This is a genomic window from Thiovibrio frasassiensis (genome assembly GCF_029607905.1).
Classification (GTDB): domain Bacteria; phylum Desulfobacterota; class Desulfobulbia; order Desulfobulbales; family Desulfurivibrionaceae; genus Thiovibrio; species Thiovibrio frasassiensis.
Window position 1 is genome coordinate 2,244,421 of the sequence record NZ_JAPHEH010000001.1, and the last position, 26,320, is coordinate 2,270,740.

Here is a 26,320-nt window from a genome sequence, read left to right on the forward strand (position 1 = left end):
CATGTCCATTTTTTTGTGCTTTTTAACTGAGCATAAAGGAGGAGATTGTACCTGCTGGTGATGCTCAGTCGGCGTTGTCCATAATAGGGCAAACCGTTTAGAAAGATGGGTCGCTGCAGTAAAGCTTGCGGAATTTTACCATTTCCCGCTGGACTGCTGGCGTAAGATTGAGGTCGTAGCGGGCCACATATTCCGCCGCCATGCGATGGGTGTTAAAAATGGGGCAGTTGAGGGTGAGATTGGCGATGGATTTATCAATATATTGATCATGGAGGGCTGGGTCATAAAACAGCCGCAGCATTTCCGGGAAAACAGTATAGAAAGAGGCAGAGTCTTCATTGTAGAGGAGGGCTGAAGGCTGCTCGCTGAAATGTTCGGAGGAAACGGATTCTTCGTAGCCGAATTTCCAGCCTGTCCGGCCATCGTGATACCCTTCAACCCACCAGCCATCCATGATGCTGACGTTGGGTACCCCGTTCATGGCGGCTTTCATCCCGCTGGTGCCGCTGGCCTCCAAGGGTCTTTTTGGGCTGTTCAGCCAGGCATGGGAGCCTGCAACCATCATTTTGGCCAGATGCATGTCATAGCCAGGGATAAAGACCAGCTTGGCCAGGCCATTACTTTTCACATACAGTTCTTCCTGAACAGCCAGGACGTTTCTGATTAAGTCTTGTCCCGGTTCATCCGAGGGGTGGGCCTTGCCAGCGTAAATAAAATTTACCGGCCAGTTGTTTTCCGTGATCATTGCCGCCAAACGGTCCAGATCTTCAAAAATCAGATCTGCCCGCTTGTAAGTGGAAAAACGCCGGGCAAAACCCAGAGTGAAGGTCGTGTGCTTGAGGGGGGCTTCTCCCCCGCTTCGATAGGAAAGGTAGTTGGGCGGATCAATCCAGGTCGCAAGGCGCTGGTTGCGATGGGTGATGAGCATCCGGTTCACATAATCCACCAGTGTTTTTGTGTCCGTGCGCCAGGCTTGTTCAAAATACGTGCGGAACTTTTTGTTCCGGTGCAGGGCCTCGGCCCCGGCAAAAACGCTGGGATCTCTTCTCCAGTTGTGTAACTCGGGAAAGGTGTCGTACAGTTCAGCCTTGGCATCGCTTGTCCAGGTGAGATGATGCACCCCGTTGGTGATTGCCGTAATTTTGTCAGCATACTGCGGAAACTGTTTCTGGGTTACCTCTTTATGGAGACGGCTTACGCTGTTGGTGGCCCGGTTGAGCTTCATGGCCATGGAGGTGAAATTGTAGACGGAGTGGTTGTGCTCGTCCAGGGCCAGGAGGTTCAGAACGCGCTTGCAGAACGGGTTGATCAAATCCTCATACACGGAGGTGTGGAAGCGGTCATGCCCGGCTATAACCGGGGTGTGGATGGTAAAGACCAGGCGTTTGGCGACTTCTGCCGCAGCAGTGAGGATATGGTGATCGGTCGCCTTATTTTCGTATTTGGAGCCATGCTTTTTCTCTAGGAGCTGGGTGATGAGAGAGAGAACGACCCCCACGCCGTGCTGTTCGTTTAAGTGGATGGTCCGGGAGGTAATACCCAACGCCTCCATGGCAGGAATAACGCCGAGGCCAAGAAGCCTTCGCTGGGTTGCTTTAACCTTTTCCGAGCTGCTGTCGTACAGGTGCTGTGCGGCATCCTGAATCCAGAGAGGGGATTCAGGGGTCTGGTAATCAAGAAGGATTTCCGGGACGAAAAAGTCGAGGGTTTCGTTGATCTCCATTTTGAGCCAGAGATGGGCACAGGCAACGGATTGTGTCCCCTTGAGATCATAAAAAGGAATCTTAATGGTAAGAGGCTGGGTGGGGGATTCCGGGTCTTGGAGAAGGTAAAGCCCGGGCGTTTTTTCTGGTTCCCATTCGGAGGCCCAGGCTATCTGGCCGATTTTTGAATCGACCATCTGGGAAAAATAACCCTTCCGGTACAGCAGAGAAACTCCGACCACCGGAATTTTGCAGTCTGCAAAACTTTTCAAGGTGTCTCCGGCAAGGATACCGAGGCCACCGCTGTAGTTGGGGATCTTGACCGGACCCTGCAAAAAAAGCTGGAGAAAACGGTTGATGGTTTCGTCCGGATGCTCTGTTATTGCAAGTTGCTGGAGTTTGTTGCGTACCGGATGAAAAACATCCAGATCAGCCCCTATCTCCATGGAGATGTAGGTGACGGATTCCCCGGTCGGTGCGCTGAGAGCCTGCCAGACCGAATCAAGAACTTTTTGGGAAACACCGAAAAAAGTGCCGAACCTGTTTGTGGCGAGCATGTCACGGACAATCTGTTTGTCCTCTGGTGAAATCGGGACCTTGGCTGCGGCAGTTTTTTTGGTGCTGGTTTTACTGAGAGATTGAGGAGGCGGTTTCATAGGTTCGCAAGGGCTCGCCAGTATAAATGGCTCAAATTTATGGTCTGGAACGCACGGAAAACAGAAGTAAAACAATCATTCTTAGGTGTTTAGTCATCTCATTAATTATCACGTGTTCTCTGAACCATGCAAGTGAATTATGTGTGCGGCTAGGCGTATGATTTTTTCGTAACTCAAAAAAATGTATGCTATTGGTGAGTTATGCTTTTTTGCAATGAGGAAAGGTTCCAAAAAACAGATTGAAAATTGATAAAGAATTCTGTATGCTTTTTATGTTGAGTGAATTATATAGGGTTCTATAAGGAGTTGTTTTCATATAAAAATCAGTCACAAGATGTATCTGGAGGAAGGAAAAAATGAAAAGAGGAATTATGCAGTATCTGGCAATGGCATGTGTTGTTGCTTCGCTTTCCCTTTTGGCTGGCGGTTGCGCCAAGCAAAAGGTGCAGAGCGATAAGGACATGGCTGGCGGTAAGGCTGGCATGGGACAGGAAGAGTCTCTTGCGTCAAAATGGGTTGGTGGCGATAGCGGTGCGGTTTTGGAAGGACGGACCACCGCCCCCATGTTGCCCATCTATTTTGACTTTGACAAATCCGATATCCGTGCTGACCAGAATGACCGGATCAAGAAAAATGGCGAGCTTTTGATCGGTTCTGCCCAGGCACGTGTTCGCGTTGAAGGCAACACCGATGAGCGTGGCACCAACGAGTACAATATGGCTCTCGGTGAAAGACGTGCCGTGACCGCAGTGAAGTATCTCGTCAATATGGGCGTTGCGGAAAGCCGGATTGACACCCTCAGCTTTGGTGAGGAGAAGCCCCTCAACCTTGGTCATGATGAGATGGCTTGGTCGCAGAATCGCCGTGATGACTTTGTTATTGTTAAGTAAGCTTCTTTTCTAAGAAGATTGTTGTGATCTGAGATGGGAGCATTTTTATGTTCCCATCTCTTTTTTTTTGTCGTCGTGCGGGGTATAATGCAACACGTGAAGTTTTTCTGCTGATAACAAACCGGAGATATGTATGAAGATTAAAGTCCTTGGCGGGGTGTTGTGTGTCTGTGTGGCGTTGTGCGTCTCTTCGGTGGTTGCCTTAGCGGCTCCAGAGCGTGGGAAGATTGCCACCATCAGTATCCAGCAAATTCTTGGCAAGTCCAAAGCAGCCCTGGATGCGCAAAAGATTTTGCAGGCAGAGGTTGATAAGTTTCAGTCAAAGTTCAAGGCTGATGAAGATGCTTTGACCGCTATGAAAAACGAGATTGAAAAGAAAGGTTCTGCCTGGAGCGATGAGGTCCGTGCGGAAAAAGAACGTGAGTATCAGAAGAGACTTCGTGACTATGGCATGAAAACCGAGGATGCGAAACAAGAGATGCAGCAGCTGGAGAAAAGGTATATGGAGCCGATCTTGAAACAGCTGCACGATGTTATCGCCGATATCGGCAAGAAAAATGGCTATTCCCTGATTCTTGAAAATACCATGAAAGGGTTGCGGAACCGCACAGGGTTACTCTATGCCGACGACACCCTCGATATCAGTGATCAGGTTCAAAAGGAGCTTGATAGCCGCCTGAAAAAATAATTTCTTTTTAAAAAAGACCAACAAAAAGAGGCGTTGCGGGAGTTACCGCAACGCCTCTTTTTGTTGGTGCTCTGCTAAGGGAATGAAGAAGATCAAGCCCATGCCCGGCAGAGAGAGGAGGAAGCTGATGCCGAAGAAATACCCATATCCTGCCCAGGAAGCGAGAAAGCCGCTCAACACTCCGGCATACATGCCACTGAAACTCATAAGTCCGGTGCCGATGGCGTAATGCGCTGCCTTGAATCTCGGTTGGCATAACTGCATGAGAAAGACCATGAGCACTGCGGTGCCAAGGCCACCGGCAAGTTGATCAAAGGCATGGACACAGACAACCGCCAGGAGATTGTTTGTGCCGAGGACAGCAGGGATGGGATTGCCGGTGTTGAGCAGGATAAAACCATTGAGTTTCAGTGCCAGAAACATATAGGCCAGATTGGTGAAATTCTGGGCAAGTAATAAGGGCCAGATCATTTTTTTAAGCGAATATTTCGAAATAAGCCAGCCGCCGAGCATCGCGCCGATTATGGAGAAGGGCAGCCCGACCCCGCCTGAGATCCAGCCGTAATGTTTTTTTATGCCCAGATCGACCATGAACGGCGCCACCATGCTGGAGAGCATGTATTCACCTGTCCTGATCAGGACGATAAATGCCAGGATGGGCCCGATTTTTTCCCGCGCCATAAAGGTGAAAAAGGCTTCGCTGAAGAAGGCGTTGCCCTTGTTGCGCAGCCATTGTTCAATCTTCCTACGCTTTAAGCCGACAATTATAAGCCCGCCGGCCAGAATCATGCTGGTCATGGCGGCCAGGTTGATCTTGGATAATAATTCTGCAAGCAGCAGCAAGCCATGTCTGGTGATTGATTGGTCGTGCAGCCGTATCGCAACTATGGCAAGGGCGGCAATAAGGGCAAGCCTGAGCAGGCGACCGGTTTTTGGCCTCGGGATTAATAAGGTCAGGGGTAGGCGGACCGTTTCGCTCTCGGGCAAATAGCGGTGATGGTATGCGAAAAAAAGTGTCAGGATGAGTGCCGATCCGCCAAAGGCCACGGACCATCCCATGGTTGTTCCGATGGTTGCGATGATCCCGGCGCCGGCCATCATGGCGATGCGATACGCCATGACCCGATAGCCGATAAAACGTGACTGTCCAGCTGCGTCCAGGGTTTCCAGATAGTAGCCGTCAATGGCGATGTCATGGGTGGCGGCCAGGAAACTTCCGACCCCAAAGGCTAGACCTATCAGGGGCGTTGCCTGAGGCAGGGGCGCAAGGGCAGCCGCAATCAGCAGTAAGCCCGCCAATAAAATCTGCATTATGAGAAGCCACTGACGTTTGCTGCCATACCGATCAAGATGCGGTGCCCAAAAAAATTTCAAAGCCCAGGGTAAGCCAAAAAGTGAGGTGAGCCCTATACCTTCAAGACCCACACCGTTGTCACGAAAGAAGACCGCGGAAACGGTGCGGATGATGGAGTAGGGCAATCCCTCGCAAAAATAAGTGGTAAAGGCCCATACTCTGGGACTGGCAGGTTGTGGCCCCGGGTTTTTGTTTTCGGTGGTTGTCATGGATGAGCAATTAATTGAATGGGAAATATTTTCTGTTATGGAGATTGATTTCAGTATATAATTTTTTAAGGGCTAATGTGCCCATATGCGCAATTGCTTCGGATCCTTTTTGCATTGTTGGTAACGCCGGAAAGAGATGCGCAAAAAGTTGGCTGATTCTTCCGGTCTTTATTTGGATTTTAAGTTTCCCAAAGGGTGAATTATGGCGAGAAATATTATTATTATGGACAGCTCGGCCAGTATGCGCCGCATAATCAGAACCATGATTCAGGCCACGGTAAACGATGCCGTTGTCTCCGAGGCCGTCGATGTCGAGGAGGCAGAAGGCCTCCTCGCAGATGCCCATTACCATCTGGTAATTTTTTCCAAGGAATCCTCTGATAAAAACTGGTTGGAATTTGCTCAAAAACAACTTGCCCTGCCTGAAGGACAGAGAACAAATTTTATCCCTTTTTCCTCCACGAGAAAGCAGGATTATATTGAAGAGCTGAAGCGGCATGGGCTCAAGGAATATCTTACTATTCCCTGCGCTCCCAACACTCTCGGAGAGCTGATTACCAGGCTCTGTACCCCGTTTTCCATGCGTAAAACCAGGCGTTACAGTTTTCCCGATGCTATCGCCAGTCTGGAGCAAGGGAGCAACAGTTTTCCTGCCGAGGTCGTCAATTTCAGTGAGGGGGGGGTATTGTGCGAGCTTGATGCTCCGGCCTTATTTAACTGGTCTATGCCAGTAATGATCAATATGGAGTTTTGTCTCGATGGCGTCACCCTGGAAATACCAGGGTTGTATTCCGTGGCCAGGCGTTTGATGGTGGTTGACGCAAATCCTGATTACTCGCCAAGAACCATTCGTCTTGCCTGCAGATTTATCAGTATCCCGGAAGAGAGCAAAAATCAACTGGGTGTAGTTTTTCAAGTGATAGAGAAGCAGGAAAATCAGCTCGGGCACGAGGCCTAGTGTTGTTTCCCGCAGAGGGCAAGGGCCTCGACGATGATCGCCGGGGTATCGATATTTGCCTTATGCCGGAGCTGGGCCTGGGTGCCATGTTCCATGAATTTATCCGGTAACCCCAAGACTTTTGTCTGAATCCCCCAGAGATTCCTCTGGGCAAAAAGCTCAAGAATGGCGCTGCCAAAGCCGCCTTTTTTCACGTTGTCCTCAATGGTTATCACCTTGCCGGTCCGACTGGCCCACTCACAGATCAGCGCATCATCCAGAGGTCTGACAAAGCGCGGGTTGATTACCGCCGCCTCCAGCCCGAGTTTTTTTAGTCCGTTTGCCGCCTCCAAGGCAGCAGGGACCCGATTGCCGATGGGGAGCAAAAGGAGATCCTTCCCTTCCCGCAGAAGTTCGCCAGTCCCCAGGGGGATACGTTGCAGCCCCTTGTCCATGGCAACGCCTTCCCCGTTGCCGCGCGGATAGCGTACCGCTGCCGGGCCTGGGTGGAGAATGGCCGTGTGCAGCATGTGCCGCAGCTCGTTCTCATCCTTGGGGGCCATGATTACCAGGTTGGGGATGAAGCGCAGGAAGGAGAGGTCAAACACCCCATGGTGGGTCGGCCCATCGTCGCCGACCAGACCGCCGCGGTCAATGGCCAGGGTAACGGGAAGATTGGGCAGGCAGACATCGTGGATGATCTGGTCAAGGGCGCGTTGGAAGAAGGTGGAGTAGATGGCCACCACCGGCAGCAATCCTTCCGTGGCCATGCCAGCCGCGTAGGTAACGGCATGTTGTTCGGCAATCCCCACATCAAAGAAACGTTCGGGAAAGCGTTGGGAGAAATCGGTTAAGCCTGTGCCTGCCGGCATGGCGGCGGTGATGGCGACCACGCGGGGGTCCTGTTCCGCGATCTGCACCAAGGTTTCGCCAAAAATCTTGGTGTAGCTGGGCGGGGCAGGAGGAGAGGGGAGGGGCAGGCCGGTCTCGATGCAGAATGGGCCAACCCCGTGAAAATCGCCCGGGTTTTTCTCCGCCGGTTCGTAGCCCTTGCCCTTGGTGGTCAGGACATGGATGAGCGTGGGGCCGGTGCTGAAATCGCGGACATTGCGCAGGGCCTCGATGAGGTTTTCCAGCTTGTGGCCGGGCAGGGGGCCGATGTACTCGAACTTGAGCGCCTCGAAGAGCATCCCCGGGGTAAAGAAGCCCTTGAGGCTCTCCTCGCTTTTCTTGAGCACCGAGAGGATATTCTCCCCCACGTTGGAGAAGGATTTGAGGAAGTGCTCCATTTCCTTTTTGAGCCGCACCGCTGTTTTGCTGGTCAGTTTTCGGCTTAAGAAGCTGGAGAGCGCGCCCACATTGGGGGAAATGGACATTTCGTTGTCATTGAGGATGACAATGAGATTTTTATGGAGGTGTCCTGCCTGATTGAGCGCCTCAAAGGCCATCCCTCCGGTCATGGAGCCGTCGCCGATCACGGCGATGCTTTTGTGGGGGTCGCCTTTCAGATCCTTGCCCGTGGCAATGCCCAGGCTGGCCGAGATCGAGGTGCTGCTGTGTCCGGTATCAAAGGCGTCATAGGGGCTTTCCGCTCTTTTCGGAAAACCGCTCATTCCCTGGTACTGGCGCAGGGTATGGAACTGCTCTCTGCGGCCGGTGATCAGCTTGTGGGCATAGGCCTGGTGGCCCACGTCCCAGACCAGTTTGTCTTCCGGGGTATCGAAGACATAATGGATGGCCAGGGTGAGTTCGACCACCCCCAGGCAGGGCGCAAGGTGCCCACCGGTCCGGGAAACGGTCTGGATGATTGTCTCTCTTATTTCCGCAGCCAGGGTCTCAAGTTGCTCCACCGAGAGCTTCCTGAGGTCGGTTGGGGAATTGATGGTGTCTAAAATTGGGGTATGGCTCATCGTGGCCTTTTCCTCCGGGTGTTCCCCTGACGGGGTTCCGGTTATTTGTTCCGTTCGTAAATATACCGGGCAAGGTCTCGAAGCGGCTCGGCTTTGGCGTCAAAATTTTCCAGGGCAGCGATTGCTTTATCAACAGCCTCACGGGCCATGACCTTTGTTTTGGCAACGCCGAAAAAGGCTGGGTAAGTCGCCTTGTTCCGTTGTGCATCGGCTCCGGCGGTCTTACCGAGATCTTCCGTGGTTCCTTCAACATCCAAGAGGTCGTCCACTATCTGGAAGGCAAGGCCAATCTGCACACCGTAGCGGCTGAGGGCGGCAAATTGCTCCTCGTCACCCTGGCCGAAAATCGCCCCGGCCTGCACGGAGGCGGTAATAAGCGCTCCTGTTTTATAGCCATGGATCAACCGGAGATGCTCAAAGGAGATTGCCTGCCCTTCCGCGGCAAGGTCCAGGGACTGACCGCCGACCATGCCCACGGGGCCGATGGCCTTGGCGATGAGGTTGATCAACCGGAGCTGGGCCTCCGGGGAGATCCCCTGGAGGGCATCGGGATGGCTCAAGAGCTCAAAGGCGAAACTGAGCAGCCCGTCCCCGGCCAGGATGGCCTCCGCTTCCCCGAAGACCACATGACAGGTGGGTTTGCCGCGCCGGAGATCATCATCATCCATGGCCGGCAGATCGTCATGGATCAGGGAATAGGTGTGGATGCATTCCAGGGCGCAGGCCACGGGGAAAAGGTGTTGGGTGTCGGCATGCAAGGCCTCTGCCGCGGCCAGGGCCAGGATGGGGCGGATCCTTTTGCCGCCTGCGAAAAGGCTGTAGCGCATGGCTTTGATGTGGGTGGCCAGAGGCCCTTCTTCGGGAAGCATATAACGCGTCAGGGCCTGTTCGACAACCGCGCATTGTTGGCTCAGATATTGTTTGAATTCCATGGCAGAGAAATTCCCGCTGCTCTCAAGCAAGGTAGAGACTAGGCTTCGTCATCTGAAACCGAGTCGGAATTGTTAAAGGGAACACTGATCAGCTTGCCGTCTTTTTTCAAGAGAAGGTCCACTTTTTGCTGCGCTTCCTCAAGTTTGTGGTTGCACAACTCTGCAAGCTTGATCCCCTCGTCAAATTTCTTCAGGGATTTCTCAAGGCTCAGGTCGCCGTCTTCCAGCTCCTGTGTGATCTGCTCAAGGGCCTCCAGGGCTTCTTCGAACGATTTTTTGGACATGTCTCCTCCCGAGGGTTTTCAAAAAAAGAATGGTCCTCGTCTGACGGCAAGAATGCGTAGAATCTTCTAAAATAAATGAAGTTGCGGTTATGGGCAATGTCTTTCCAAAAAAACATGAGTATGGTAGGTTGTTCGGATTCTGAAATCACTCTATGTGCGTGGCTTAAACGATTCATTTTAAGAAAAATCTTCATGCCATATTCCCTGCAGGATCTGCTCCCCCAATTCAGTCGCTGGCTTTCCGTGGAAAAGGGGTATTCCCCCAAAACCGTTGAGAGCTATGGCCGTGATCTTGCCGAATTTGCCCTGTTTGTCGACCCTGCTCAGGATGTCCGCCAGATCGAACCCCGTACACTCCGCGCCTATGTGTACAGCCTCAACGGGAAAAACAAGGGCAGCTCCGTGGCCAGGAAGCTTTCCGCCCTGCGTACCTTCTTCCGCCATCTTCTCCGCGAAGGGGTGGTAACCCATGACCCTGTCGCCCCCATTGCCACGCCGAAACAGGAAAAGCATATGCCTGTTTTTCTCACGGTGGACGAGGTCTTTACCCTGCTGGAGATGCCGGGCAGCGGGGATGCCTTTGCCTTCCGTGACCGGGCGATTCTTGAGATGCTGTATTCCACCGGGGTGCGGGTTGCCGAACTGGCGGCCCTGGATCTTGAGCGGCTTGATGCGGAGGAGGGTATGCTGCGGGTTACCGGCAAGGGCAACCGGGAACGGTTGGTGCCGGTGGGCAGTCCGGCTCTGGAAGCCCTGGGGCAATACCTTCCCCAGCGGACCCTGTTGATCCGTGAACGCATCGCCCGTGGGGATGCACCGGAAAACAAGGCGGTCTTTTTGAACCACCGCGGCTTACGGCTCACCACCCGCAGTATCGAACGGCTGGTGAAACTCTATGCCATGCGGGCCGGAATCGCCGCCCGGGTAACGCCCCATGCCCTGCGCCATTCCTTTGCCACCCATCTTTTGGAAATGGGGGCGGATCTGCGGGTGGTGCAGGAACTGCTGGGGCATGTCAGCCTCTCAACCACCCAACGCTACACCCACTTGAACATGGATCATCTGAACGAGGTCTATGACCGGGCCCATCCAAAGGCGAGAAGATAAACCGTTAGATGACAATCTCCATCGGGAGGAGTAACTGTGAAAATCAGATCGACCACAATCATTGCCGTCCGGCACAGGGGTGAAGTGGCCCTGGCCGGGGATGGCCAGGTATCGCTGGGCAATACCATCATGAAGCATGAGGCGCGCAAGGTCCGCCGCCTCTACGAAGGCAAGGTCATCACCGGTTTTGCCGGGGCCACGGCCGATGCCTTTACCCTGTTCGACCGGCTGGAGCAGAAGCTTGAGCAGTATGACGGCAACCTGATGCGCTCGGCGGTGGAATTGGCCAAGGATTGGCGCACGGACAAGATGCTCAGGAAACTGGAGGCTTTCCTGGTCGCGGTGGATAAGCACCATTCCCTGCTCCTTTCCGGCACCGGTGACGTGATCGAGCCGGACGACGGCATCCTGGCCATCGGCTCGGGCGGGCCTTATGCTCAGGCCGCAGCCAAGGCGTTGGTGGCGCACAGTGAGCTTTCCGCCGAGGAGATCTGTCGGGAGGCGATGCGGATTGCCGCTTCCATCTGCATCTATACCAATGACCATATTACTGTTGAGAAAATGGCGGCAGAGTAAAGAAAGGACATTTTAAGATGGAACCCATGAACACCCTGACTCCCAAGCAAACCGTGGCCGAACTCGACCGCTATATCATCGGCCAGGACGCAGCCAAGAAATCCGTGGCCATTGCCCTGCGCAACCGCTGGCGGCGCCAGCAGGTGCCCATGCCCCTGCGCGAGGAGATCGCGCCCAAAAATATCATCATGATCGGTCCCACCGGGGTCGGGAAAACCGAGATCGCCCGTCGCTTGGCCAGTCTGGCCCAGTCGCCCTTTCTCAAGGTGGAGGCCTCGAAGTTCACCGAAGTCGGCTACGTGGGAAGGGATGTGGAGTCCATGATTCGCGATCTCCTTGATCTGGCCATCAATATGGTGCGTGAGGAAGCGCGGGAGGAGGTGACGCAGAAGGCTGCGGAGCAGGCGGAAGAGCGGATGCTCGACCTGCTGGTGCCGCCGCGTCCGGCCCCCTTGGGGCAGGTAACGCCAATGGCGGAAAGAAGCGAAGATGGCAGCAGGGCAGGGGATTTGTCGGATTCCACCCGGGAAAAATTCCGGCAGATGCTCCGGGATGGCAAGCTTGATGCAAAACAGGTGGAGATGGAACTTGATCAGTCCCAGTCGATGCCCATGCTCGAGATCCTTTCCCACGGCAATAGCGGCCTGGACGATATGGAATCCGGGCTCAAGGATGTGTTCGGCAAGATGTTTCCCAAGAAAACCCAGCGGCAGCAGATGCTGGTAAAGGACGCCATGGAGGTGCTCAAAAAACGGGAGGCCGAAAGGCTGATCGACATGGAGAGCGTTACCCGGCTTGCCATCCAGCGCACCGAGCAGTCCGGGATCATCTTTCTCGATGAGATCGACAAGATCGCCTCGCGCCAGGGCGGCTCAGGCCACGGGCCCGAGGTTTCCCGCGAGGGGGTGCAGCGCGACCTGTTGCCCATTGTCGAGGGCTCCACCGTGACCACCAAGCACGGCATGGTCAAGACCGACCATATCCTCTTTATCGCCAGCGGTGCCTTCCATCTCTGTAAGCCCTCGGATCTGGTGCCGGAGCTGCAGGGGCGCTTCCCCATCCGGGTTGAACTCAACCCTCTGGGGGAGGAGGAATTCTACCGGATTCTCACCGAGCCGCAGAACGCCCTGATCAAACAGTACATCGCCCTCATGGCCACCGAAGGGATCGCCCTGGAATTTGCCGAGGACGCCATCCGGGGTATGGCCAGAATCGCCGCCACGGTGAACCGGAAAACCGAAAATATCGGGGCCAGGCGGCTGCATACCATAATGGAGCGGCTGCTGGAGGAGCTTTCCTTTGACGCCACCGACCGCGAGGAAAAAAAGTTTCTTGTTACCGCCGAATATGTGAAAAAACAGCTGCAGGATATCTCGGAAGACGAGGATTTGAGCCGGTTTATTTTGTAAGCTGTCAGCGGACAGCGTATGGTTTACAGCTTTGAGAGGGAACTAAAATGATAGAACGCGATTTGAAATACTGTCCCAAGTGCCGGGACGAGTACCGGGCGGAAGCGGAAACCTGCGCGACCTGCGCCATTGCCCTTATCTGGGGGGCGGAGCTGGTTGTCATGGAAAGTAATAATGGCGCTTCCCGGCGGAACCGGAAAGGACCGTTGACCCCCGACGACCAATTGGTCGTTGTTTTTCAGGGAGCGCTTGGCGACCTCAAACACCTCAAGGACCTGCTTGAGGCGGAACAGATCGGCGCCATGATCAGCAAGGAAGCCGGGGGGTGCGCCAGTGGCGGCTGTGCCCCCAAGTTTCAGCTCCAGGTCCGGCAGGAAGAGGTGCGGGATGGGTTGGAGGTACTTGCCCAAGAGCATCGCCGGGCAACCGCCCTGGCCGAGCACGACGCCACCCATGCCGGAGCGGTTTTCAACCCGGAGGCCGGGGAGGCGGTATGTCCGGCCTGCGGCTTTGCCTTTGCCACCACCACCACGACCTGCCCGGACTGCGGGCTCTGTTTCGGCTGAGGAATTATGTGGGCAGATTTGTGCAGCCCTTGCCCTTTTGCCCGGAAAAGACAGCAAAACGGAACTGTTGGTACCAGCAATGCACCGAACTGAAACCTGCCTGCCGTAACCATTCCAACTGAGAGCTTAGGGGGGCCATCCGGTCCGCCTGCATCCGTTCCAGGGCCGCATTGAGGTCGACCTCGGAGACCCCGAGATCCCGCGCCTGCCGGAGCCAGGTTTCCTGGTACACCTGTTCGATGTCCGGTGTCGGGCCGAGGATCTGATCGGCGTTGATGAAAATGCCTCCCTCGGGCAAGGCATTATGGATATTCTTGAACAGCTTGATCTTCTGTGTGTCTGTGAGGTGGTGGATGGAGAGGGCGGAGAGAATCACGTCGAATTGTCCCTCAAGACCGTTTGCATAATCTCCTGCGATAAACTCCAGACGCTCCTCCATCCCGGCGAACCGTTCTTTGGCTTTGTCCAGCATCTCTTGGGAGATGTCCAGCAGGGTGATTCTAGTTTGGGCAAACTTCTTGGCGACAAGGGACGAGAGCATTCCCGTGCCTGCGCCGAGGTCCAGGACCCGGAAGGTGGCCTGGGGTTGGTGCGGAATCAGCGCCAGCGCCGTCCCGTAAAAGTCATCGAAGCAGGGAATCAGCTGCCTGCGGGCTCGGTCGTAGGTCTGGGCTCCCTCGTCGAAAGCGGTTTTGACCGCAGTCATGCTCATTGTTTCGCTTGGGCGAGGATACTGTTGATGAGTTGCCCGGCCGCCTCTTCCACCTCTCCCAACGCCCCGGTAATCGCCAACCCCGCCCGTTCCGTTTTTCGGATCGCGGCTGAGTCTGGGAAGCAGGCCAGGGGCGGCTCGCCGAGGGCTTCGGCCAGAAAGGCCCGGTCGTCGTCATCCGCCACCAGATTGCCCACATAGGAGATGCGGGGGATGCCCGATTCCTCGGCGAGCTTCTTGATCTTGAGTGCGGTGCGCACCCCGGATTTTGAGGGAATCACCACGATCAGCAGTTGGTCCACCCCGGCGATGGTGCCCCTCCCCAGGTGTTCCACCCCTGCCTCCATGTCGAGCAGCACCACCTGGGAGGGGGCGAGCAGCAGCTTGGTGAGCATCCTTTTCAGCACGTTGCTTTCCGGGCAGGCGCAGCCGCCCTTGGCGGTCTGGATGGCGCCCAAGACCATGAGCTTGATCCCGTCTTTTTCCACGATGAAGCGGGAAAGCAGGTCGTCCACCTGGGGGTTGATGTTGTAAAAGGGCGAGCCATCCACCTTGCCGGAGCGCTCCACCAGCAGATCCTTCATCTCGGCGATGGGGGTGATTTTTTCGTCCTCGGCCAGGCCGAGGCTCTGGGCCATGTGCGGGCTGGGGTCCGCGTCGATGACCAGCACCTCTTTCCCTTGCTTTTGCAGATATTTGGCCAGCATGGCCATGATCGTGGTTTTGCCGACCCCGCCCTTGCCGCTGATGGCAATTTTCATAGAGATTCCTTTGTGCTTCCGATCATGTTGTGCGCCGGTCTTTTTTTATGCAAGAAGGCGGCTGGTTCGATTATATTCCACTGGCTTCCATGATTGCTAAATTAATCAGCCGGAGGCAAAGTGCAAAGAAAAAAAATACCGTCCGCTGCGGCTGCCGGTCATTCCATCCTAAGTCTTATACTGGTGAATTAATGGTTACCCTCGGAATTGAGCACCTTTTAGCTTCCCCTCCTGCCTCTCTTGCCGGCAAACGGCTGGCTCTGCTCTGCAATCAGGCCTCAACCGACCGGCATCTGCGTCACAGCCGGGATTTGATCATGGCAGCTTTTCCGGGCCAACTCACCTGTCTCTTTACCCCCCAGCACGGTTTTTTTGCGGAGAAGCAAGACAATATGATCGAATCGGACCACATGACCGATCCGGTCAGCGGTCTGCCGGTGTTCAGCCTCTACGGCGAGGTGCGTCGGCCCACCGCTGCCATGTACGAGCATTTCGATGTGTTGCTTGTTGATATCGTCGATGTGGGCACCAGGGTCTACACCTTTCTCTACACCTTGGCCTACTGCATGGAGGAGGCGGCCCGTCACGGCAAAAAGGTGGTGGTCCTGGACCGGCCCAACCCCGTGGGCGGCGAGGCGGTGGAAGGCAATCTGCTGCAGGATGATTGCCGTTCCTTTGTCGGGCTCTATCCTTTGCCCATGCGCCACGGCCTTACTTTTGGCGAGCTGGCCCGGCTGCTCAACGGTGAGTATGGAATAGGTGCGGATCTCGAGGTGGTGACCATGCCAGGCTGGCAGCGGAGGATGCTCTTTGCCGATACCGGATTGCCGTGGGTCTTCCCCTCGCCCAATATGCCCAATCCCACTACGGCCCTGGTCTATCCCGGGCAGGTGATCTTTGAGGGCACCAATATCTCCGAGGGGAGAGGGACCTCCCTGCCTTTTGAACTCTTTGGCGCTCCGTTTCTTGAGTGGCAGCAGGTGCTGACCAGCATGCAGGGGGTGGATTTGCCCGGTTGCTCTCTGCGGCCCCTGGCCTTTGAGCCCACGGCCAATAAATGGGCCGGCCAGCCCTGCAAGGGGTTTCAGCTCCATGTCACGGACCCGCAGACCTTTAAACCCTATCGTACCTCGTTGGCCCTGCTTCAAGCATTTATGCGCTGTTATCCCGAGCAGTTCGCCCTCAAAGCGCCGCCCTATGAGTACGAGTTCGAGCGTACCCCCCTTGATCTGATCCTGGGCGACAGCACTCTCAGGCATCAGTTGGCTGCGGGCGCGGATATCCGGGAGCTTGAGTCGGCTTGGCAACCGGAGATTGACGGGTTCAGCGAGATCCGGCAAAAATATTTTCTCTATCAGTAAGGATTGCCTTATAACAGCGGTGCTTCGACAGGCTCAGCACGAACGGCTGTTATTGATGTAATGTCTTGATCTTCCGTTCGTGCTGAGCCTGTCGAAGCACCTGTTTGCAACAAGTTCTAAGTTGTTACGAGTCCAACAATACGAAGCGACCTGCCAGCGTGAGACATGACCTCCGTGGATGTAAGTGATACCAGCCGGTTCATCGCCAAGCTCTCCCCATATTTTGTGGACACCCCTGCGGAGTGCCCGTACACCCTCGACCGCACTGCGGTCTACCACCAGGCGGGTTTCAGTTTTTTGCCCCCGGCTGTGCTGGAGGAGTTTCTCGCCGCCGGATACCGGCGCAACGGCAACACTATCTATGGTATGCGCTGTCCGGATTGTACGGCCTGCGTGCCCATTCGGCTTGAGACGGCCGCCTTTCGCCCATCCCGGAACATGCGCCGCGTCTGGCAGCGGAATCAGGACATCGAGATCAGCGTGGGCCCGCTTGAGGTAACCCCGGAAAAACTGCAGTTGCTGGACCGTTTTTTTAACAGTCGCTATCCTGGGAGGGCGAGTACGGCCTCGGATTATTATTCGGGGTTCTTTTTTAATTCCCTGGCCCCGACCATGGAAATTTCTTTCCGGCTTTCCGGGCAGCTGCTCGGGGTCTCCATTGTCGATCTGGCTGAGCGCAGTCTGAGCGCGGTGTATTTCTATTTTGATCCGGATTGTGAGAAAAGAAGTCTGGGGACTTTTAATATTTTGTACCTCAACGAACTTGCCAAGCGGGAACACTGTGACTATCTCTATCTTGGCTATTGGATAGAGGAGGTTGCGGCCATGACCTATAAGGCCCGATTTCGGCCCCACTCCGTGCTGCGCAACAACGAGTGGCGGCAGGTCGATTGAGACAGATTACAAGGAGCAGGTGAGCATGTTCGGGTTTCCGTTTTGGTCCACAAAAAGCAAGGGTGGGCTAGGGACAGGCCGGGAAGAGGTCGATCCCCAGACCCAGCACCAGCAGGAGCGGGAACAGTTCCAGGAGGTGCTCGCATCCTTCAACGCTTCGCGGATCGAAGAGCGTTTGCAGGTGCTGGATATTTTCCTCTCGGTGGAAGAGCATCTTACTCTGACCGGGCTGGAGGGGATCATCAAGGGGACAAGACCGGAGCTGCTGGACCGGGAGTTTCTCAAGGAAACCATGGAGATGTTCTGCCAGTTCGGCTTTGCCCAGAAACAGCTGTTCGAAACCCAGGAACCGGTCTACGAACATCACCACCTCGGCATGCACCACGACCATTTTATCTGCACCCGCTGCGGCAAGATCCAGGAGTTTGCCAACCAGAATCTGGAAAGGCTGCAGCACGAAATCGCCCGCCAATTCCAGTTTCACCCCCTGCAGCACAAGATGGAGATCTACGGCCTCTGCGCTGCCTGCATGGCGCAGCGGGAACCGGCCCTTTCTTTGCAATATGCCGCCAATGGCGAACGGGTGCGGATCGTCACCATCCTGGGCGGCCGGGAAGTGCAGGCCAGATTGCACGATATGGGCCTTACGGTGGGGGCATGTCTCGAGATTGTCAGCAACCATTCCTCCGGTCCTTTGATCGTGGCAAGCAAGGGCACGCGCTTGGCCATCAATGCCGGTTTGGCCAAAAAGATCATGGTCGCCCATGCCTGCCGCCATGGCGAGGAATCGTAAGGATTTCCCGGCCGGTTTTCTCCATCCCTTGACATCCACCCGAACCTGTCCCATACTTTTAATGGAGTGTGAAGAAGCATGGGCCGGGGAGCCTGGCCGGCAGTCTCTCATTTGACAACAGGGAGGGGGATGATGAGCAATTCGGATAAAAAGGTGTGCCCGGAATGCAACGGCGAGAAGGTGATTCAGGGAACCTGCGAATGCAACAGCGAGTGGCGTGGGTCCAAAACCGGCGATGATTGGAATGATTGCCAGTGTGTGCCGCAAGTGACCTGCCCCATGTGCAAGGGGACCGGGTTTGTTGAAAATCTTTAGCCGGATTGCTTTTCGCGAAAGCGCGTGCAGGAATAAACGCCATGGATCACTCCAAAAAGAAAACCGTTCCAAGCCAGTCTGTCGCCGCAATACCACGAAACATTCTCCGGCACCGGATGTTTTCCGTGGGGCAGGGCGGAAACTGGTTTCCCGCCGCCGATGTGTATGAAACCGCTTCGGCGATCATTGTCCAGATCGACATTTCCGGAATGAACCCGCAGGCACTTTCCGTGTTGGCAGACGGGACAAAGATCACCGTTTCCGGAGAGCGGGGATATTCTCCTCAGGAGATGGTGTCGGCTATTCATCAGCTGGAGATCGAGCACGGTTTTTTTGAACGCTCAATCTCTTTGCCCAAAGCAGTTGATGTTGCCAAGGCGGTTTCGGAGACCAAAAACGGTTTTCTCCAGATTACCCTGCCGCTACGGCGCAATCCCGGCAAGATCAAGATTCCCGTGAGATAAGGGTGAAATCGACGGATTTCTGTATTCTGAAAATATAACGATGCGGGTAGATACCTATGAGTGAGGACGACAGGCTACAAGACACGGAAGGTGCGGCAAAAAAGGCGGAACATCATAGTGACCCTGCCACATTGCCGGTGCCTGAGATCCTGCCGGTGCTGCCCCTGCACGGATTCGTTTTTTTCCCTGGCATGGGCTTTCCGATGAATATTTTGCATCCCGCCTCCCAGCAGCTCATTGATGATGCAATTCTTAAAGATCGGCTGCTTGCCATTGTCAGCCATAAGAAAGCCGGGGAAGAGAAACAGGAGCGGGTTGAGCCTCAGCATCTGTACCGGGTCGGGGTGCTGGGCTATATCCACAAGCTGGTCAAGGTCAGGGAGGGCGGCTACCATGTTTTGATCAGCGCCATCAAGAAATTGGAACTGGTCGAATATGTTCAAGAAGAGCCCTATCTGAAAGCGCGGGTCGCCATTGTCCCCATGGCGATCGAAGAGGATAAAGAGGTTGAGGCACTGGAGCTCAATCTGCGGACCCAGTTTAAAAAACTGGCCGATTTGGTTTTGCTTCCCTCTGAATTGGTCACCACCATCGATTCCCTTTCCGATCCTTTCTATATTTCCTACTTGGTGATTTCCCAGCTCAATCTTACGCCGGTGGAGGAACAGGCGCTTCTTGAGATTGGTCCTGGCAAGGAGTTGATGCACCGAACCGCCCGGGAACTCAATAAACGTATTGAGACGGCGGAAATGAGCCAGGAAATCCAGAAAAGCATCAAGGAAGATACGGATGATAAGCAGCGGGAATTTTTTCTCCGCCAGCAGCTCAAGGCCATCCGCAAGGAGCTTGGCGAGGAAGAGGAAAATCTCGATCTCAAGGAGCTACGCGAAAAGCTTGCCGAGACCGAGCTCCCGGAAGAGGCGAAGAAGACTGCGGAAAAAGAACTCGATCGCTTGGCCCGCATCTCGCCATCCTCACCGGAATATACGGTTTCCCGGACCTACCTTGACTGGCTGTTTGACCTGCCCTGGCTAAAATCCACCCCTGATTCCCTGGATATCGTCAAGGCGCAGCAGGTGATGGACGAAGACCATTACGGCTTGGACGAGATCAAAAAACGGATCATCGAGTTTCTCGCGGTGCGCAAACTCAAGCAGGACATGCACGGGCCGATCCTCTGTTTTGTCGGCCCGCCGGGCGTGGGCAAGACCTCGCTCGGCCAATCCATCGCCCGCTCCATGGACCGGAAATTCATCCGCATCTCCTTAGGCGGGGTGCGGGACGAGGCGGAAATCCGCGGCCACCGCCGCACCTACATCGGCGCCCTGCCGGGCCGCATTATCCAGAGCCTGCGCAAGGCCGGGGCCAACAACCCGCTCTTCATGCTGGACGAGATCGACAAGCTGGGCATGGATTTCCGGGGCGACCCTTCCTCGGCCTTGCTGGAGGTGCTGGATCCCGAACAGAACTTCAGCTTTGCCGACCATTATCTGGAGATCCCCTTTGATCTCTCCAGGGTGATGTTCATTACCACCGCCAATATCATCGACAATATCCCCGGGCCGTTGCGCGACCGGATGGAGGTGATTGAGCTCTCCGGCTATACCCACGAAGAAAAACTCAATATTGCCAAGCGGCACCTCCTGCCCAAGCAGCTGGAGGCCCATGCCCTGAGCGATGACGATCTGAAGATCGAAGATCAGGGGATACGGATGATCATCCGCTCATACACCAGGGAGGCCGGGGTCAGAAATCTGGAACGGAAGCTGGCCGCGATCTGCCGCGGGGTTGCCAAGGAGATCGTCACCGGCAAGACCGGTACCACCGTGGTTGATGCGGACAATCTGGTCACCTATCTCGGGCCTATCCAATTTTTTCCCGAAACCAAGGCCCGAACCTGGGGGCCGGGGCTGGCGACCGGGCTGGCCTGGACGCCGGTGGGCGGCGAGCTGCTCTTTATCGAGGCTGCGAAAATGAAGGGCAAGGGCAACCTCACCCTGACCGGCAAGCTGGGCGAGGTGATGAAGGAGTCGGCCACTGCCGCCCTGACCTACATTCGCTCCCATGCCAAGGATTTGGGGGTCGAAGAAGGGATGTTTGCCAAGATCGACCTGCACATCCATGTGCCGGAGGGCGCCATCCCCAAGGACGGGCCTTCGGCCGGGGTGGCCATGGTCACCGCGCTGGTTTCGCTGCTTACCGGGCGGACGGTGAGCAAGGACATGGCCATGACCGGGGAGATCACCCTGCGCGGCGATGTGTTGCCGGTGGGCGGGGTCAAGGAAAAGGTGCTGGCCGCGGTGCGGGCCGGGATCAAGGAGATTGTTCTCCCCGCCCTCAATGAGAAAGATGTGGTGGAGATCCCGGATAACGTGAAAGAGGGGGTCCGCTTCCATCTGGTCCAGGATATTAAGGAGGCGCTTGGCCTGTTGCTGGACAAGGAATGACAGTCTCGTCTTTTAAGTTTCTGGAAAAAGGAAGCGGGGCAAGGTCGGGTTGATTATGGGGGCATATTCAGACCCCTTAAAAAAAATGGGCCCCCTATGGATATGTTGGGGTTAACCCCGTCACCATCTAGCTCACCTCGTGGCATCTTTTTTCAGATATGGCCTTTGCGTGGTATTTTCAAAACGCTCTTTCAAACTCTTAAATTTCTTTCTTTTTGCATTATCGCAGTAATAGTAGAAAGTTCCGTCCTCTTCTTCGAATTTGATATTTGAGGCTCCTGTCATTTCTTCAGTATCTACGCAAAAAACTGTTCTTTCCTGAATGTCGTAGATAAAGGGCAGGTCGGCAGGCAGAATATTAATGGAATCAACAGGCATTACTTTTCCCATGACTTTTTGCATGAGTAATAAGAGATCTTGGCGGAAGGTTTTAAGTTCCTCGCCAAATTCGCTTACTAATGCCAGCTTGGGCTTGATTGCGGAAATAAGTCGAAGCACACCCAACACACCAAGATGATTTCCATAGAGTATGTCTTCGGGCTGCCAATTCATGTCCTCTACCTTACTCAATTCTTTTTTCCCTATAGAACCGAGATGAGGTACGAGGATATCAACGTCACGAACTAAATCCTCACTGACCAGCTTGTAACGCTCATGGATTTCCATCTTGGAGGATTGCTGGTTTTGGTCGGACTCCCCTTTTTCGCTGGGGGGATACAGCCCCGTGTCAGATGTAAGCAACAAGCTCCGCTTTTCAGCTTCACCGAAAGAGAATGTGAAATGCAAGCCCACTGCATAATATCTGGTCACAATTTCGTCGTGGTAGGCAGGTAGCACGGTCATCACCGTGCTCTTGTCGGTCATGCGGTAAGTGTCGCCGGGATTGATTGTGGAAATCTCTCCGATAAATATCCTGGCCCGCCAGTCAATCAGGCTGGCAAATTTCAACATGGCGCCTTGATTCAGGTAGAGATTCACCTTTTTCCCGGGTCTGATTTTCTCCTTATGGGCCTGATAGAGCAGGGTTAGAAGGGATTCAAAGTCAATGGTGTGATCATTGTGGGCATGGGTAATGACGATGTTGTCGATGTCAAGTAACCGACATCCAGCTTTGTGAAAATTCTCGATGAAATTGTAACCGGGATCAATCACCGTCCCTTTGCCGAGGTGGTGGATAAAATAACCACCACCGACGCTTTTTTCTCCGCCATCCAGAGGTAACGCCGGAGTAAATGAATTCCATTTCCTTAAGACGAGGAAGACGGAAGAGTCAGAGGCCAGTTTGGAGTCGGCGTTTATGAATTCACGCAGATGTTGTTCGTTTTCTTCTTTTTTCTTTTCAAATTCTGTGATTGCACTCTCAAATTCTTCGCGCACCGTTTGGATAAAGCCTCTCAAGCCACCGACATTAGTAGAGTCGGGATTATCGGTAGTCTTGTGAAATTTTGCCTTCTCCGCATCGCTGAGTTGTGAGAATACGAAGGAGGCGTCCTTTTGCAACTGCGCAGAATCTGGGTTTTTCTCCAGTGCCTGCTGGATTAGTTTGTAGGCTGCGGAAACATTGTCAAGATTGAACATTGTAACGCTTTTTTCGCGTAGGCTGTGATAGTCGTCTGGTTTTATTTTGAGGGCTTGGTCGTAAAGGGCGAAAGCCTCTTTTTCTCGGCCAAGCCTGGATAGGACAACACCTTTGTGGCGTAGGCTGTGATAGTCGTCTGGCTTTATTTTGAGGGCTTGGTCGTAAAGGGCAATGGCTTCATTTTTTAGGCCAAGCTTCGACAGCGCAACGCCTTTATTGCGTAAACATTCATAGTCGTCCGGCTTTATTTTGAGGGCTTGGTCGAAAAGGGAGATAGCCTCTTCTGGTTTTTCAAGGAACAATAAAGCTACGCCGTAGTTTGTAAGCAGAAAATGGTCATGCGGTTTAAGGGCTACCGCTTGGGCACTTTTCGTCCGAGCGGTTTCTTTGTCTTCGGAATAATGGGCTAGTTCAGCTTCAAAAAATAACCGGTATGCATCATTATCCTTTGCCTCTGTAAGGGCTGATTCGAGTAGCTTTCGCCCCTCATTTTCCTGGCCGGCAGCAAATAGCTCGTCAACTTTTTGGCTGATTTTTCTAAGTTTTTCTTCCGTTGCCATGTGGTTTGCTCGATTCTTATTTTAATTTACAGCAAAATATGGGGTAGTTGTCAGTAGCATGTTTTATGCGTGCCAATTGAGCCTGTCAATTGTAAAGGGTGCGTAGTCTGAGTTTGTAGATGCTATAAAGTTACGCAGGCGGATAAAAAGAGTCTGGATAATTTTCAGCCGCAACACTGCTGTTTGTCTGATGTTTCCCTGTTCGACCCACCCAGAACAATCTGAACCTTTGCCACCAGATGATCCGGAGAGTAGCTTTCCTTGGCCTGGCGCAACCCGGGAATCCCCAGATCCTGTTCCCGGTTGATATAGGTGAAATCGGCCAGGTTGTTCTTGGCAAACCACTGGTTGATCAATTGGCCCAACCCCTGAAACTGGGGCATGGCCTTCTCGAAATGGCAGACCGCGGTTGAGGGATTGAGTTCCTCTCCCACGGTGAACGCCTCGATGTTCCCCGCAATGCGGATGGTCCCTCCGGTCAGGGGGAAATCTCCATAGTGCCGCAGGGTTTCCTCTATCGCCCGATACTCCCCGCAGAGCCCTGGTTCGGTCTTGCAGTCCCGGGCCGCGCACCAGCGGTCCTGCATGGCAAGGCATTCGCCAACAGTTTCCGGGGTGATGCTCTCGTACCGGCAGTCGTAGGCAGCCAGGCACTGGTTGATGTGGTTGCGTTTCTTGGTGAATTGTCTGCCAGCCAGGGTGGCAAGGTCTTCCCGGCGATAGACATAGTCGGCATTGTCCCGGTCCTCTATAACCATGGCTCCGGGCAGCAGAGATTCAGCCGGAATTGTATCCTGAGGGTAGCGTTCCGCTCCCGTTATCCGGCTGGAGTATTCCTTGAGCACCTCGGCTAGGGACACCGGGCCGACGGGATTTCCCAGCAGCGCCAAGCCCGTTTTCGTTTCGGCAAAGAAGAGGAGCGATTCCCTGAACTCGTCCAGCCAGATCGGGCGACTCTGCCGCCAGGCATAGAGATTGGTGAAGGTCAGCTCCGAGATCTCCGGAGGAAACCGCCGGAGCTGTTTTGTTACGGACAGTCGGTCATCGAGGGTAAGAGGGCGCATGGTCATAAGATTCCTGTGATGGTGTACATGTTAGGCTCAGTATAAAGGCGGGGCCTTATTCCCGCAATGGATTCCGTTGCCAGCTCGTGTTGCTTTACTTGCAAATACGGAGAAATCTGTATAGATTATCAGGTTTGGTATCGATTGCGACAAGCGCAGAATATCCGGAGGGCATCCCTCCTTACGAAAGGTGAAGTCATGGAAGTGGTGCTTGCCAAGAATGCAGGCTTTTGCATGGGGGTGCGGCGGGCGGTTGAGACCACCCTCGGCATGGTCCAGAAGGGTGAAACCGCCATTGCCACCTTTGGTCCCCTGATCCATAATCCCCAGGTTTTGAAGCTTATTGAGGAGCAGGGGGTGAAAATTCTCACCGAGATTCCCGCTCAGGCCACCGGGGCCATCATCATCCGGGCCCACGGCATTCCCCCTGAGCAGAAAAAAAAGCTTGAAGCCACCGGCGCCAGGGTGGAGGATGCCACCTGCCCCCGGGTGCTCAAGGTGCAGGCCATTATTGCCCGCTATAAAAAAGAGGGCTATGCCACGGTGATTATCGGCGACCGGGACCATGCCGAGGTGGAAGGGCTCATGGGCTATGCCGGTGATACCGGGCAGGTGGTGAACAGTGAAGCGGATGTTGCCAATCTGCAACTTGTCGGGCCCTACATCATCGTCAGCCAGACCACCCAGGACGAGCATCTTTTCGAAAGATTGAAAGAACTGATTCTGCAAAAATATCCCGCAGGCGAGGTGTTCAACACCATCTGCGATTCCACCCACAAACGGCAGGAAGAGGTCCGCCAGCTCTGCCAGGAGGTGGAAGCCCTGGTGGTGGTGGGCGGCCGCACCAGCGCCAACACCAAGCGGCTGGGAGAGATTGCCGAAAGCCTGGGCTGCCCGGTGTTCATGGTGGAGTCGGAACAGGATTTGGAGCCGCGGGCTTTGGCCCGCTATGGGCGGGTAGGGGTTACGGCCGGGGCCTCCACCCCGAACTGGGTGATCAGCCGGATTGTGGAAGTATTGGAAAATATATCGGCAACAAAGCCGTGAGAGGGAAGAAAGATGCTGAGCTGGTTTAAGAAGAAACTTGGGTCTGCCCAGGATATCCCGCCCGAACAGGCGCAGGGCGCTGAAGCAGAGGCAGCCCTTCCTGTTGCCGAAACTTCGGAGCCGCAGGAGAATGGACCAAAGTTTTTTCTCCGGCTCAAGGAAGGGCTGTCCCGCACCCGGAAAACCTTTGTTCGCCAGATTGACGCGCTCTTTCTCGGCAAGAGGAAGATTGACGCCGAACTGCTTGAGGATCTGGAAGAGATTCTGATCATGGCGGATATCGGCGCCAATACGACCCAGGAACTCCTTGGGAAAACCCGGGAACAGGTGCGGCGGAACGAATTAAGCGATGGCCAGGCGCTCAAAAAAGCACTCAAGGAGATGATCCTCGGCTATCTGCGCAATGCGGACCGGCCCGCGGACCTCGCCCTGCCGACCCAGGGGCCCTTTGTCGTCATGGTCCTTGGCGTCAACGGGGTGGGCAAGACCACGACCATCGGCAAGCTGGCCCACAAGTTCACCCAGGCCGGGCAGAAGGTTCTCCTGGTGGCCGCCGACACCTTCCGGGCCGCGGCCAGCGAACAGCTGCAGATCTGGGGCAAACGGGTCGGAGTGGAGGTTGTCGCCCAGCAGGCCGGGGCAGACCCATCCTCCGTGGTCTACGATGCCCTGGATTATGCCCGGCCGCGCAACTTCGACGTGGTGCTGGTCGATACCGCAGGCCGCTTGCACACTAAGGTCAACCTCATGGAAGAGCTGAAAAAGATCAAACGGGTCATGGATAAGAAGATCCCCGGCGCCCCCCATGAAATCCTCCTGGTACTCGACGCCACCACCGGCCAGAACGCCATTTCTCAGGCGCGCCTCTTCAACGAGGCCGTAGAGGTTACCGGCCTGGCCCTGACCAAGCTGGACGGCACTGCCAAGGGAGGGATTGTCATCAATATCAGTCACGAGTTCAACATCCCCATCCGTTTCATCGGCATCGGCGAACAGATGGAGGATCTGCGTGATTTTGAGCCAAACGAGTTTGTCGAGGCGTTGTTTGCCGAAGGTGAGGCATAAAGGGATGGCATTTTGCTCTGAAAATGGCGTGAGGCAG

At 54.7% G+C, this 26,320-nt stretch carries 24 protein-coding genes; 15 read left to right on the forward strand and 9 right to left on the reverse strand.

From position 1 onward, the window contains the following. Positions 1 to 97: 97 nt before the first annotated feature. A complete protein-coding gene (gene glgP, locus OLX77_RS10550) occupies positions 98 to 2,359 on the reverse strand; it encodes an alpha-glucan family phosphorylase (RefSeq protein ID WP_307633558.1) in 2,262 nt (753 codons plus the stop codon). A gap of 356 nt (positions 2,360 to 2,715) precedes the next feature. Here glgP and pal point away from each other — a divergent pair, with 356 nt between their 5' ends. Both pal and OLX77_RS10560 read left to right on the forward strand, forming a co-directional pair. Continuing rightward, positions 2,716 to 3,249 carry a peptidoglycan-associated lipoprotein Pal gene (pal, locus tag OLX77_RS10555; protein WP_307633559.1) on the forward strand — a complete coding sequence of 178 codons (534 nt, stop codon included), beginning with the start codon at positions 2,716 to 2,718 and terminating at the stop codon, positions 3,247 to 3,249. 133 nt (positions 3,250 to 3,382) lie between these two features. Continuing rightward, on the forward strand, positions 3,383 to 3,937 hold the full coding sequence (locus OLX77_RS10560; protein WP_307633560.1) for an OmpH/Skp family outer membrane protein: 555 nt from the start codon (positions 3,383 to 3,385) through the stop codon (positions 3,935 to 3,937). Positions 3,938 to 3,979: 42 nt separating this feature from the next. Here the strand turns inward: OLX77_RS10560 and OLX77_RS10565 are convergent, their stop codons facing one another. Next, a complete protein-coding gene (locus tag OLX77_RS10565) occupies positions 3,980 to 5,500 on the reverse strand; it encodes an MFS transporter (RefSeq protein ID WP_307633561.1) in 1,521 nt (506 codons plus the stop codon). 202 nt (positions 5,501 to 5,702) lie between these two features. On the opposite strand from OLX77_RS10565, the gene OLX77_RS10570 reads away from it, so the two are divergent. Then, positions 5,703 to 6,458 carry a PilZ domain-containing protein gene (locus tag OLX77_RS10570; RefSeq protein WP_307633562.1) on the forward strand — a complete coding sequence of 252 codons (756 nt, stop codon included), beginning with the start codon at positions 5,703 to 5,705 and terminating at the stop codon, positions 6,456 to 6,458. On the opposite strand, the gene dxs is transcribed toward OLX77_RS10570, so the two are convergent. From dxs to OLX77_RS10585, 3 genes are read right to left on the reverse strand one after another with little or no spacing between them, the layout of a single operon-like run. Next, positions 6,455 to 8,347, reverse strand: a complete 1,893-nt coding sequence (gene dxs, locus OLX77_RS10575; protein ID WP_307633563.1) for a 1-deoxy-D-xylulose-5-phosphate synthase — start codon at positions 8,345 to 8,347, stop codon at positions 6,455 to 6,457. The genes OLX77_RS10570 and dxs overlap by 4 nt on opposite strands. Positions 8,348 to 8,388: 41 nt before the next feature. Then, positions 8,389 to 9,279: a polyprenyl synthetase family protein gene (locus OLX77_RS10580; RefSeq protein ID WP_307633564.1), complete on the reverse strand. Its 891-nt coding sequence runs from the start codon at positions 9,277 to 9,279 to the stop codon at positions 8,389 to 8,391. Positions 9,280 to 9,317: 38 nt separating this feature from the next. Next, positions 9,318 to 9,563, reverse strand: a complete 246-nt coding sequence (locus OLX77_RS10585; protein ID WP_307633565.1) for an exodeoxyribonuclease VII small subunit — start codon at positions 9,561 to 9,563, stop codon at positions 9,318 to 9,320. A gap of 192 nt (positions 9,564 to 9,755) precedes the next feature. Here OLX77_RS10585 and xerA point away from each other — a divergent pair, with 192 nt between their 5' ends. From xerA to OLX77_RS10605, 4 genes are read left to right on the forward strand one after another with little or no spacing between them, the layout of a single operon-like run. Next, complete coding sequence (xerA, locus tag OLX77_RS10590) at positions 9,756 to 10,670, forward strand: site-specific tyrosine recombinase/integron integrase (protein ID WP_307633566.1); 915 nt, start codon at positions 9,756 to 9,758, stop codon at positions 10,668 to 10,670. A gap of 36 nt (positions 10,671 to 10,706) precedes the next feature. Further along, positions 10,707 to 11,246: an ATP-dependent protease subunit HslV gene (gene hslV / locus OLX77_RS10595; RefSeq protein ID WP_307633567.1), complete on the forward strand. Its 540-nt coding sequence runs from the start codon at positions 10,707 to 10,709 to the stop codon at positions 11,244 to 11,246. A gap of 17 nt (positions 11,247 to 11,263) precedes the next feature. Beyond that, on the forward strand, positions 11,264 to 12,655 hold the full coding sequence (gene hslU, locus OLX77_RS10600; RefSeq protein ID WP_307633568.1) for an ATP-dependent protease ATPase subunit HslU: 1,392 nt from the start codon (positions 11,264 to 11,266) through the stop codon (positions 12,653 to 12,655). 47 nt (positions 12,656 to 12,702) lie between these two features. Then, positions 12,703 to 13,221 carry a zinc ribbon-containing (seleno)protein DG gene (locus OLX77_RS10605; RefSeq protein ID WP_307633569.1) on the forward strand — a complete coding sequence of 173 codons (519 nt, stop codon included), beginning with the start codon at positions 12,703 to 12,705 and terminating at the stop codon, positions 13,219 to 13,221. 4 nt (positions 13,222 to 13,225) lie between these two features. On the opposite strand, the gene OLX77_RS10610 is transcribed toward OLX77_RS10605, so the two are convergent. Both OLX77_RS10610 and OLX77_RS10615 read right to left on the reverse strand, forming a co-directional pair. Next, complete coding sequence (locus tag OLX77_RS10610; protein WP_307633570.1) at positions 13,226 to 13,927, reverse strand: class I SAM-dependent methyltransferase; 702 nt, start codon at positions 13,925 to 13,927, stop codon at positions 13,226 to 13,228. Positions 13,928 to 13,929: 2 nt separating this feature from the next. After that, the gene (locus OLX77_RS10615; RefSeq protein ID WP_307633571.1) at positions 13,930 to 14,694 is read right to left on the reverse strand and encodes an ATP-binding protein; all 765 of its coding nucleotides are present in this window, start codon (positions 14,692 to 14,694) and stop codon (positions 13,930 to 13,932) included. A 191-nt stretch (positions 14,695 to 14,885) separates the two neighbouring features. Here OLX77_RS10615 and OLX77_RS10620 point away from each other — a divergent pair, with 191 nt between their 5' ends. The 6 genes from OLX77_RS10620 to lon all read left to right on the forward strand — a co-directional run bounded on the left by OLX77_RS10620 (position 14,886) and on the right by lon (position 20,968). Then, positions 14,886 to 16,055: an exo-beta-N-acetylmuramidase NamZ family protein gene (locus OLX77_RS10620; RefSeq protein ID WP_307633572.1), complete on the forward strand. Its 1,170-nt coding sequence runs from the start codon at positions 14,886 to 14,888 to the stop codon at positions 16,053 to 16,055. Between the two features lie 174 nt (positions 16,056 to 16,229). After that, positions 16,230 to 16,949, forward strand: coding sequence for an arginyltransferase (locus OLX77_RS10625; RefSeq protein ID WP_307633573.1), 720 nt, complete (start codon positions 16,230 to 16,232; stop codon positions 16,947 to 16,949). A 25-nt stretch (positions 16,950 to 16,974) separates the two neighbouring features. Next, positions 16,975 to 17,742 carry a transcriptional repressor gene (locus OLX77_RS10630; protein ID WP_307633574.1) on the forward strand — a complete coding sequence of 256 codons (768 nt, stop codon included), beginning with the start codon at positions 16,975 to 16,977 and terminating at the stop codon, positions 17,740 to 17,742. Between the two features lie 129 nt (positions 17,743 to 17,871). Continuing rightward, positions 17,872 to 18,057, forward strand: a complete 186-nt coding sequence (locus tag OLX77_RS10635) for an ankyrin (RefSeq protein WP_307633575.1) — start codon at positions 17,872 to 17,874, stop codon at positions 18,055 to 18,057. Between the two features lie 41 nt (positions 18,058 to 18,098). After that, positions 18,099 to 18,521 (forward strand): Hsp20/alpha crystallin family protein, encoded by a 423-nt coding sequence (locus OLX77_RS10640; protein ID WP_307633576.1) that lies wholly within the window; start codon positions 18,099 to 18,101, stop codon positions 18,519 to 18,521. 56 nt (positions 18,522 to 18,577) lie between these two features. Further along, positions 18,578 to 20,968 carry an endopeptidase La gene (lon, locus tag OLX77_RS10645; protein WP_307633577.1) on the forward strand — a complete coding sequence of 797 codons (2,391 nt, stop codon included), beginning with the start codon at positions 18,578 to 18,580 and terminating at the stop codon, positions 20,966 to 20,968. A 132-nt stretch (positions 20,969 to 21,100) separates the two neighbouring features. On the opposite strand, the gene OLX77_RS10650 is transcribed toward lon, so the two are convergent. Further along, the gene (locus OLX77_RS10650; protein ID WP_307633578.1) at positions 21,101 to 23,107 is read right to left on the reverse strand and encodes a tetratricopeptide repeat protein; all 2,007 of its coding nucleotides are present in this window, start codon (positions 23,105 to 23,107) and stop codon (positions 21,101 to 21,103) included. A gap of 164 nt (positions 23,108 to 23,271) precedes the next feature. Then, positions 23,272 to 24,177, reverse strand: coding sequence for a DUF2156 domain-containing protein (locus OLX77_RS10655; RefSeq protein ID WP_307633579.1), 906 nt, complete (start codon positions 24,175 to 24,177; stop codon positions 23,272 to 23,274). Positions 24,178 to 24,369: 192 nt separating this feature from the next. Between OLX77_RS10655 and ispH the strand changes: the two genes are divergently transcribed. Next, positions 24,370 to 25,218, forward strand: coding sequence for a 4-hydroxy-3-methylbut-2-enyl diphosphate reductase (gene ispH / locus OLX77_RS10660; protein WP_307633580.1), 849 nt, complete (start codon positions 24,370 to 24,372; stop codon positions 25,216 to 25,218). A 12-nt stretch (positions 25,219 to 25,230) separates the two neighbouring features. Further along, complete coding sequence (gene ftsY / locus OLX77_RS10665; protein WP_307633581.1) at positions 25,231 to 26,283, forward strand: signal recognition particle-docking protein FtsY; 1,053 nt, start codon at positions 25,231 to 25,233, stop codon at positions 26,281 to 26,283. The last annotated feature ends 37 nt before the right edge of the window (positions 26,284 to 26,320 follow it).

What these genes read in the sequence shown, in the direction of transcription:
- glgP (WP_307633558.1), bottom strand. Translation starts at nt 2,359, where the DNA reads ATGAAACCGCCTCCTCAATCTCTCAGTAAAACCAGCACCAAAAAAACT.
- pal (WP_307633559.1), top strand. Translation starts at nt 2,716, where the DNA reads ATGAAAAGAGGAATTATGCAGTATCTGGCAATGGCATGTGTTGTTGCT.
- OLX77_RS10560 (WP_307633560.1), top strand. Translation starts at nt 3,383, where the DNA reads ATGAAGATTAAAGTCCTTGGCGGGGTGTTGTGTGTCTGTGTGGCGTTG.
- OLX77_RS10565 (WP_307633561.1), bottom strand. Translation starts at nt 5,500, where the DNA reads ATGACAACCACCGAAAACAAAAACCCGGGGCCACAACCTGCCAGTCCC.
- OLX77_RS10570 (WP_307633562.1), top strand. Translation starts at nt 5,703, where the DNA reads ATGGCGAGAAATATTATTATTATGGACAGCTCGGCCAGTATGCGCCGC.
- dxs (WP_307633563.1), bottom strand. Translation starts at nt 8,347, where the DNA reads ATGAGCCATACCCCAATTTTAGACACCATCAATTCCCCAACCGACCTC.
- OLX77_RS10580 (WP_307633564.1), bottom strand. Translation starts at nt 9,279, where the DNA reads ATGGAATTCAAACAATATCTGAGCCAACAATGCGCGGTTGTCGAACAG.
- OLX77_RS10585 (WP_307633565.1), bottom strand. Translation starts at nt 9,563, where the DNA reads ATGTCCAAAAAATCGTTCGAAGAAGCCCTGGAGGCCCTTGAGCAGATC.
- xerA (WP_307633566.1), top strand. Translation starts at nt 9,756, where the DNA reads ATGCCATATTCCCTGCAGGATCTGCTCCCCCAATTCAGTCGCTGGCTT.
- hslU (WP_307633568.1), top strand. Translation starts at nt 11,264, where the DNA reads ATGGAACCCATGAACACCCTGACTCCCAAGCAAACCGTGGCCGAACTC.
- OLX77_RS10605 (WP_307633569.1), top strand. Translation starts at nt 12,703, where the DNA reads ATGATAGAACGCGATTTGAAATACTGTCCCAAGTGCCGGGACGAGTAC.
- OLX77_RS10610 (WP_307633570.1), bottom strand. Translation starts at nt 13,927, where the DNA reads ATGACTGCGGTCAAAACCGCTTTCGACGAGGGAGCCCAGACCTACGAC.
- OLX77_RS10615 (WP_307633571.1), bottom strand. Translation starts at nt 14,694, where the DNA reads ATGAAAATTGCCATCAGCGGCAAGGGCGGGGTCGGCAAAACCACGATC.
- OLX77_RS10620 (WP_307633572.1), top strand. Translation starts at nt 14,886, where the DNA reads ATGGTTACCCTCGGAATTGAGCACCTTTTAGCTTCCCCTCCTGCCTCT.
- OLX77_RS10630 (WP_307633574.1), top strand. Translation starts at nt 16,975, where the DNA reads ATGTTCGGGTTTCCGTTTTGGTCCACAAAAAGCAAGGGTGGGCTAGGG.
- OLX77_RS10635 (WP_307633575.1), top strand. Translation starts at nt 17,872, where the DNA reads ATGATGAGCAATTCGGATAAAAAGGTGTGCCCGGAATGCAACGGCGAG.
- OLX77_RS10640 (WP_307633576.1), top strand. Translation starts at nt 18,099, where the DNA reads ATGGATCACTCCAAAAAGAAAACCGTTCCAAGCCAGTCTGTCGCCGCA.
- lon (WP_307633577.1), top strand. Translation starts at nt 18,578, where the DNA reads ATGAGTGAGGACGACAGGCTACAAGACACGGAAGGTGCGGCAAAAAAG.
- OLX77_RS10650 (WP_307633578.1), bottom strand. Translation starts at nt 23,107, where the DNA reads ATGGCAACGGAAGAAAAACTTAGAAAAATCAGCCAAAAAGTTGACGAG.
- OLX77_RS10655 (WP_307633579.1), bottom strand. Translation starts at nt 24,177, where the DNA reads ATGACCATGCGCCCTCTTACCCTCGATGACCGACTGTCCGTAACAAAA.
- ispH (WP_307633580.1), top strand. Translation starts at nt 24,370, where the DNA reads ATGGAAGTGGTGCTTGCCAAGAATGCAGGCTTTTGCATGGGGGTGCGG.
- ftsY (WP_307633581.1), top strand. Translation starts at nt 25,231, where the DNA reads ATGCTGAGCTGGTTTAAGAAGAAACTTGGGTCTGCCCAGGATATCCCG.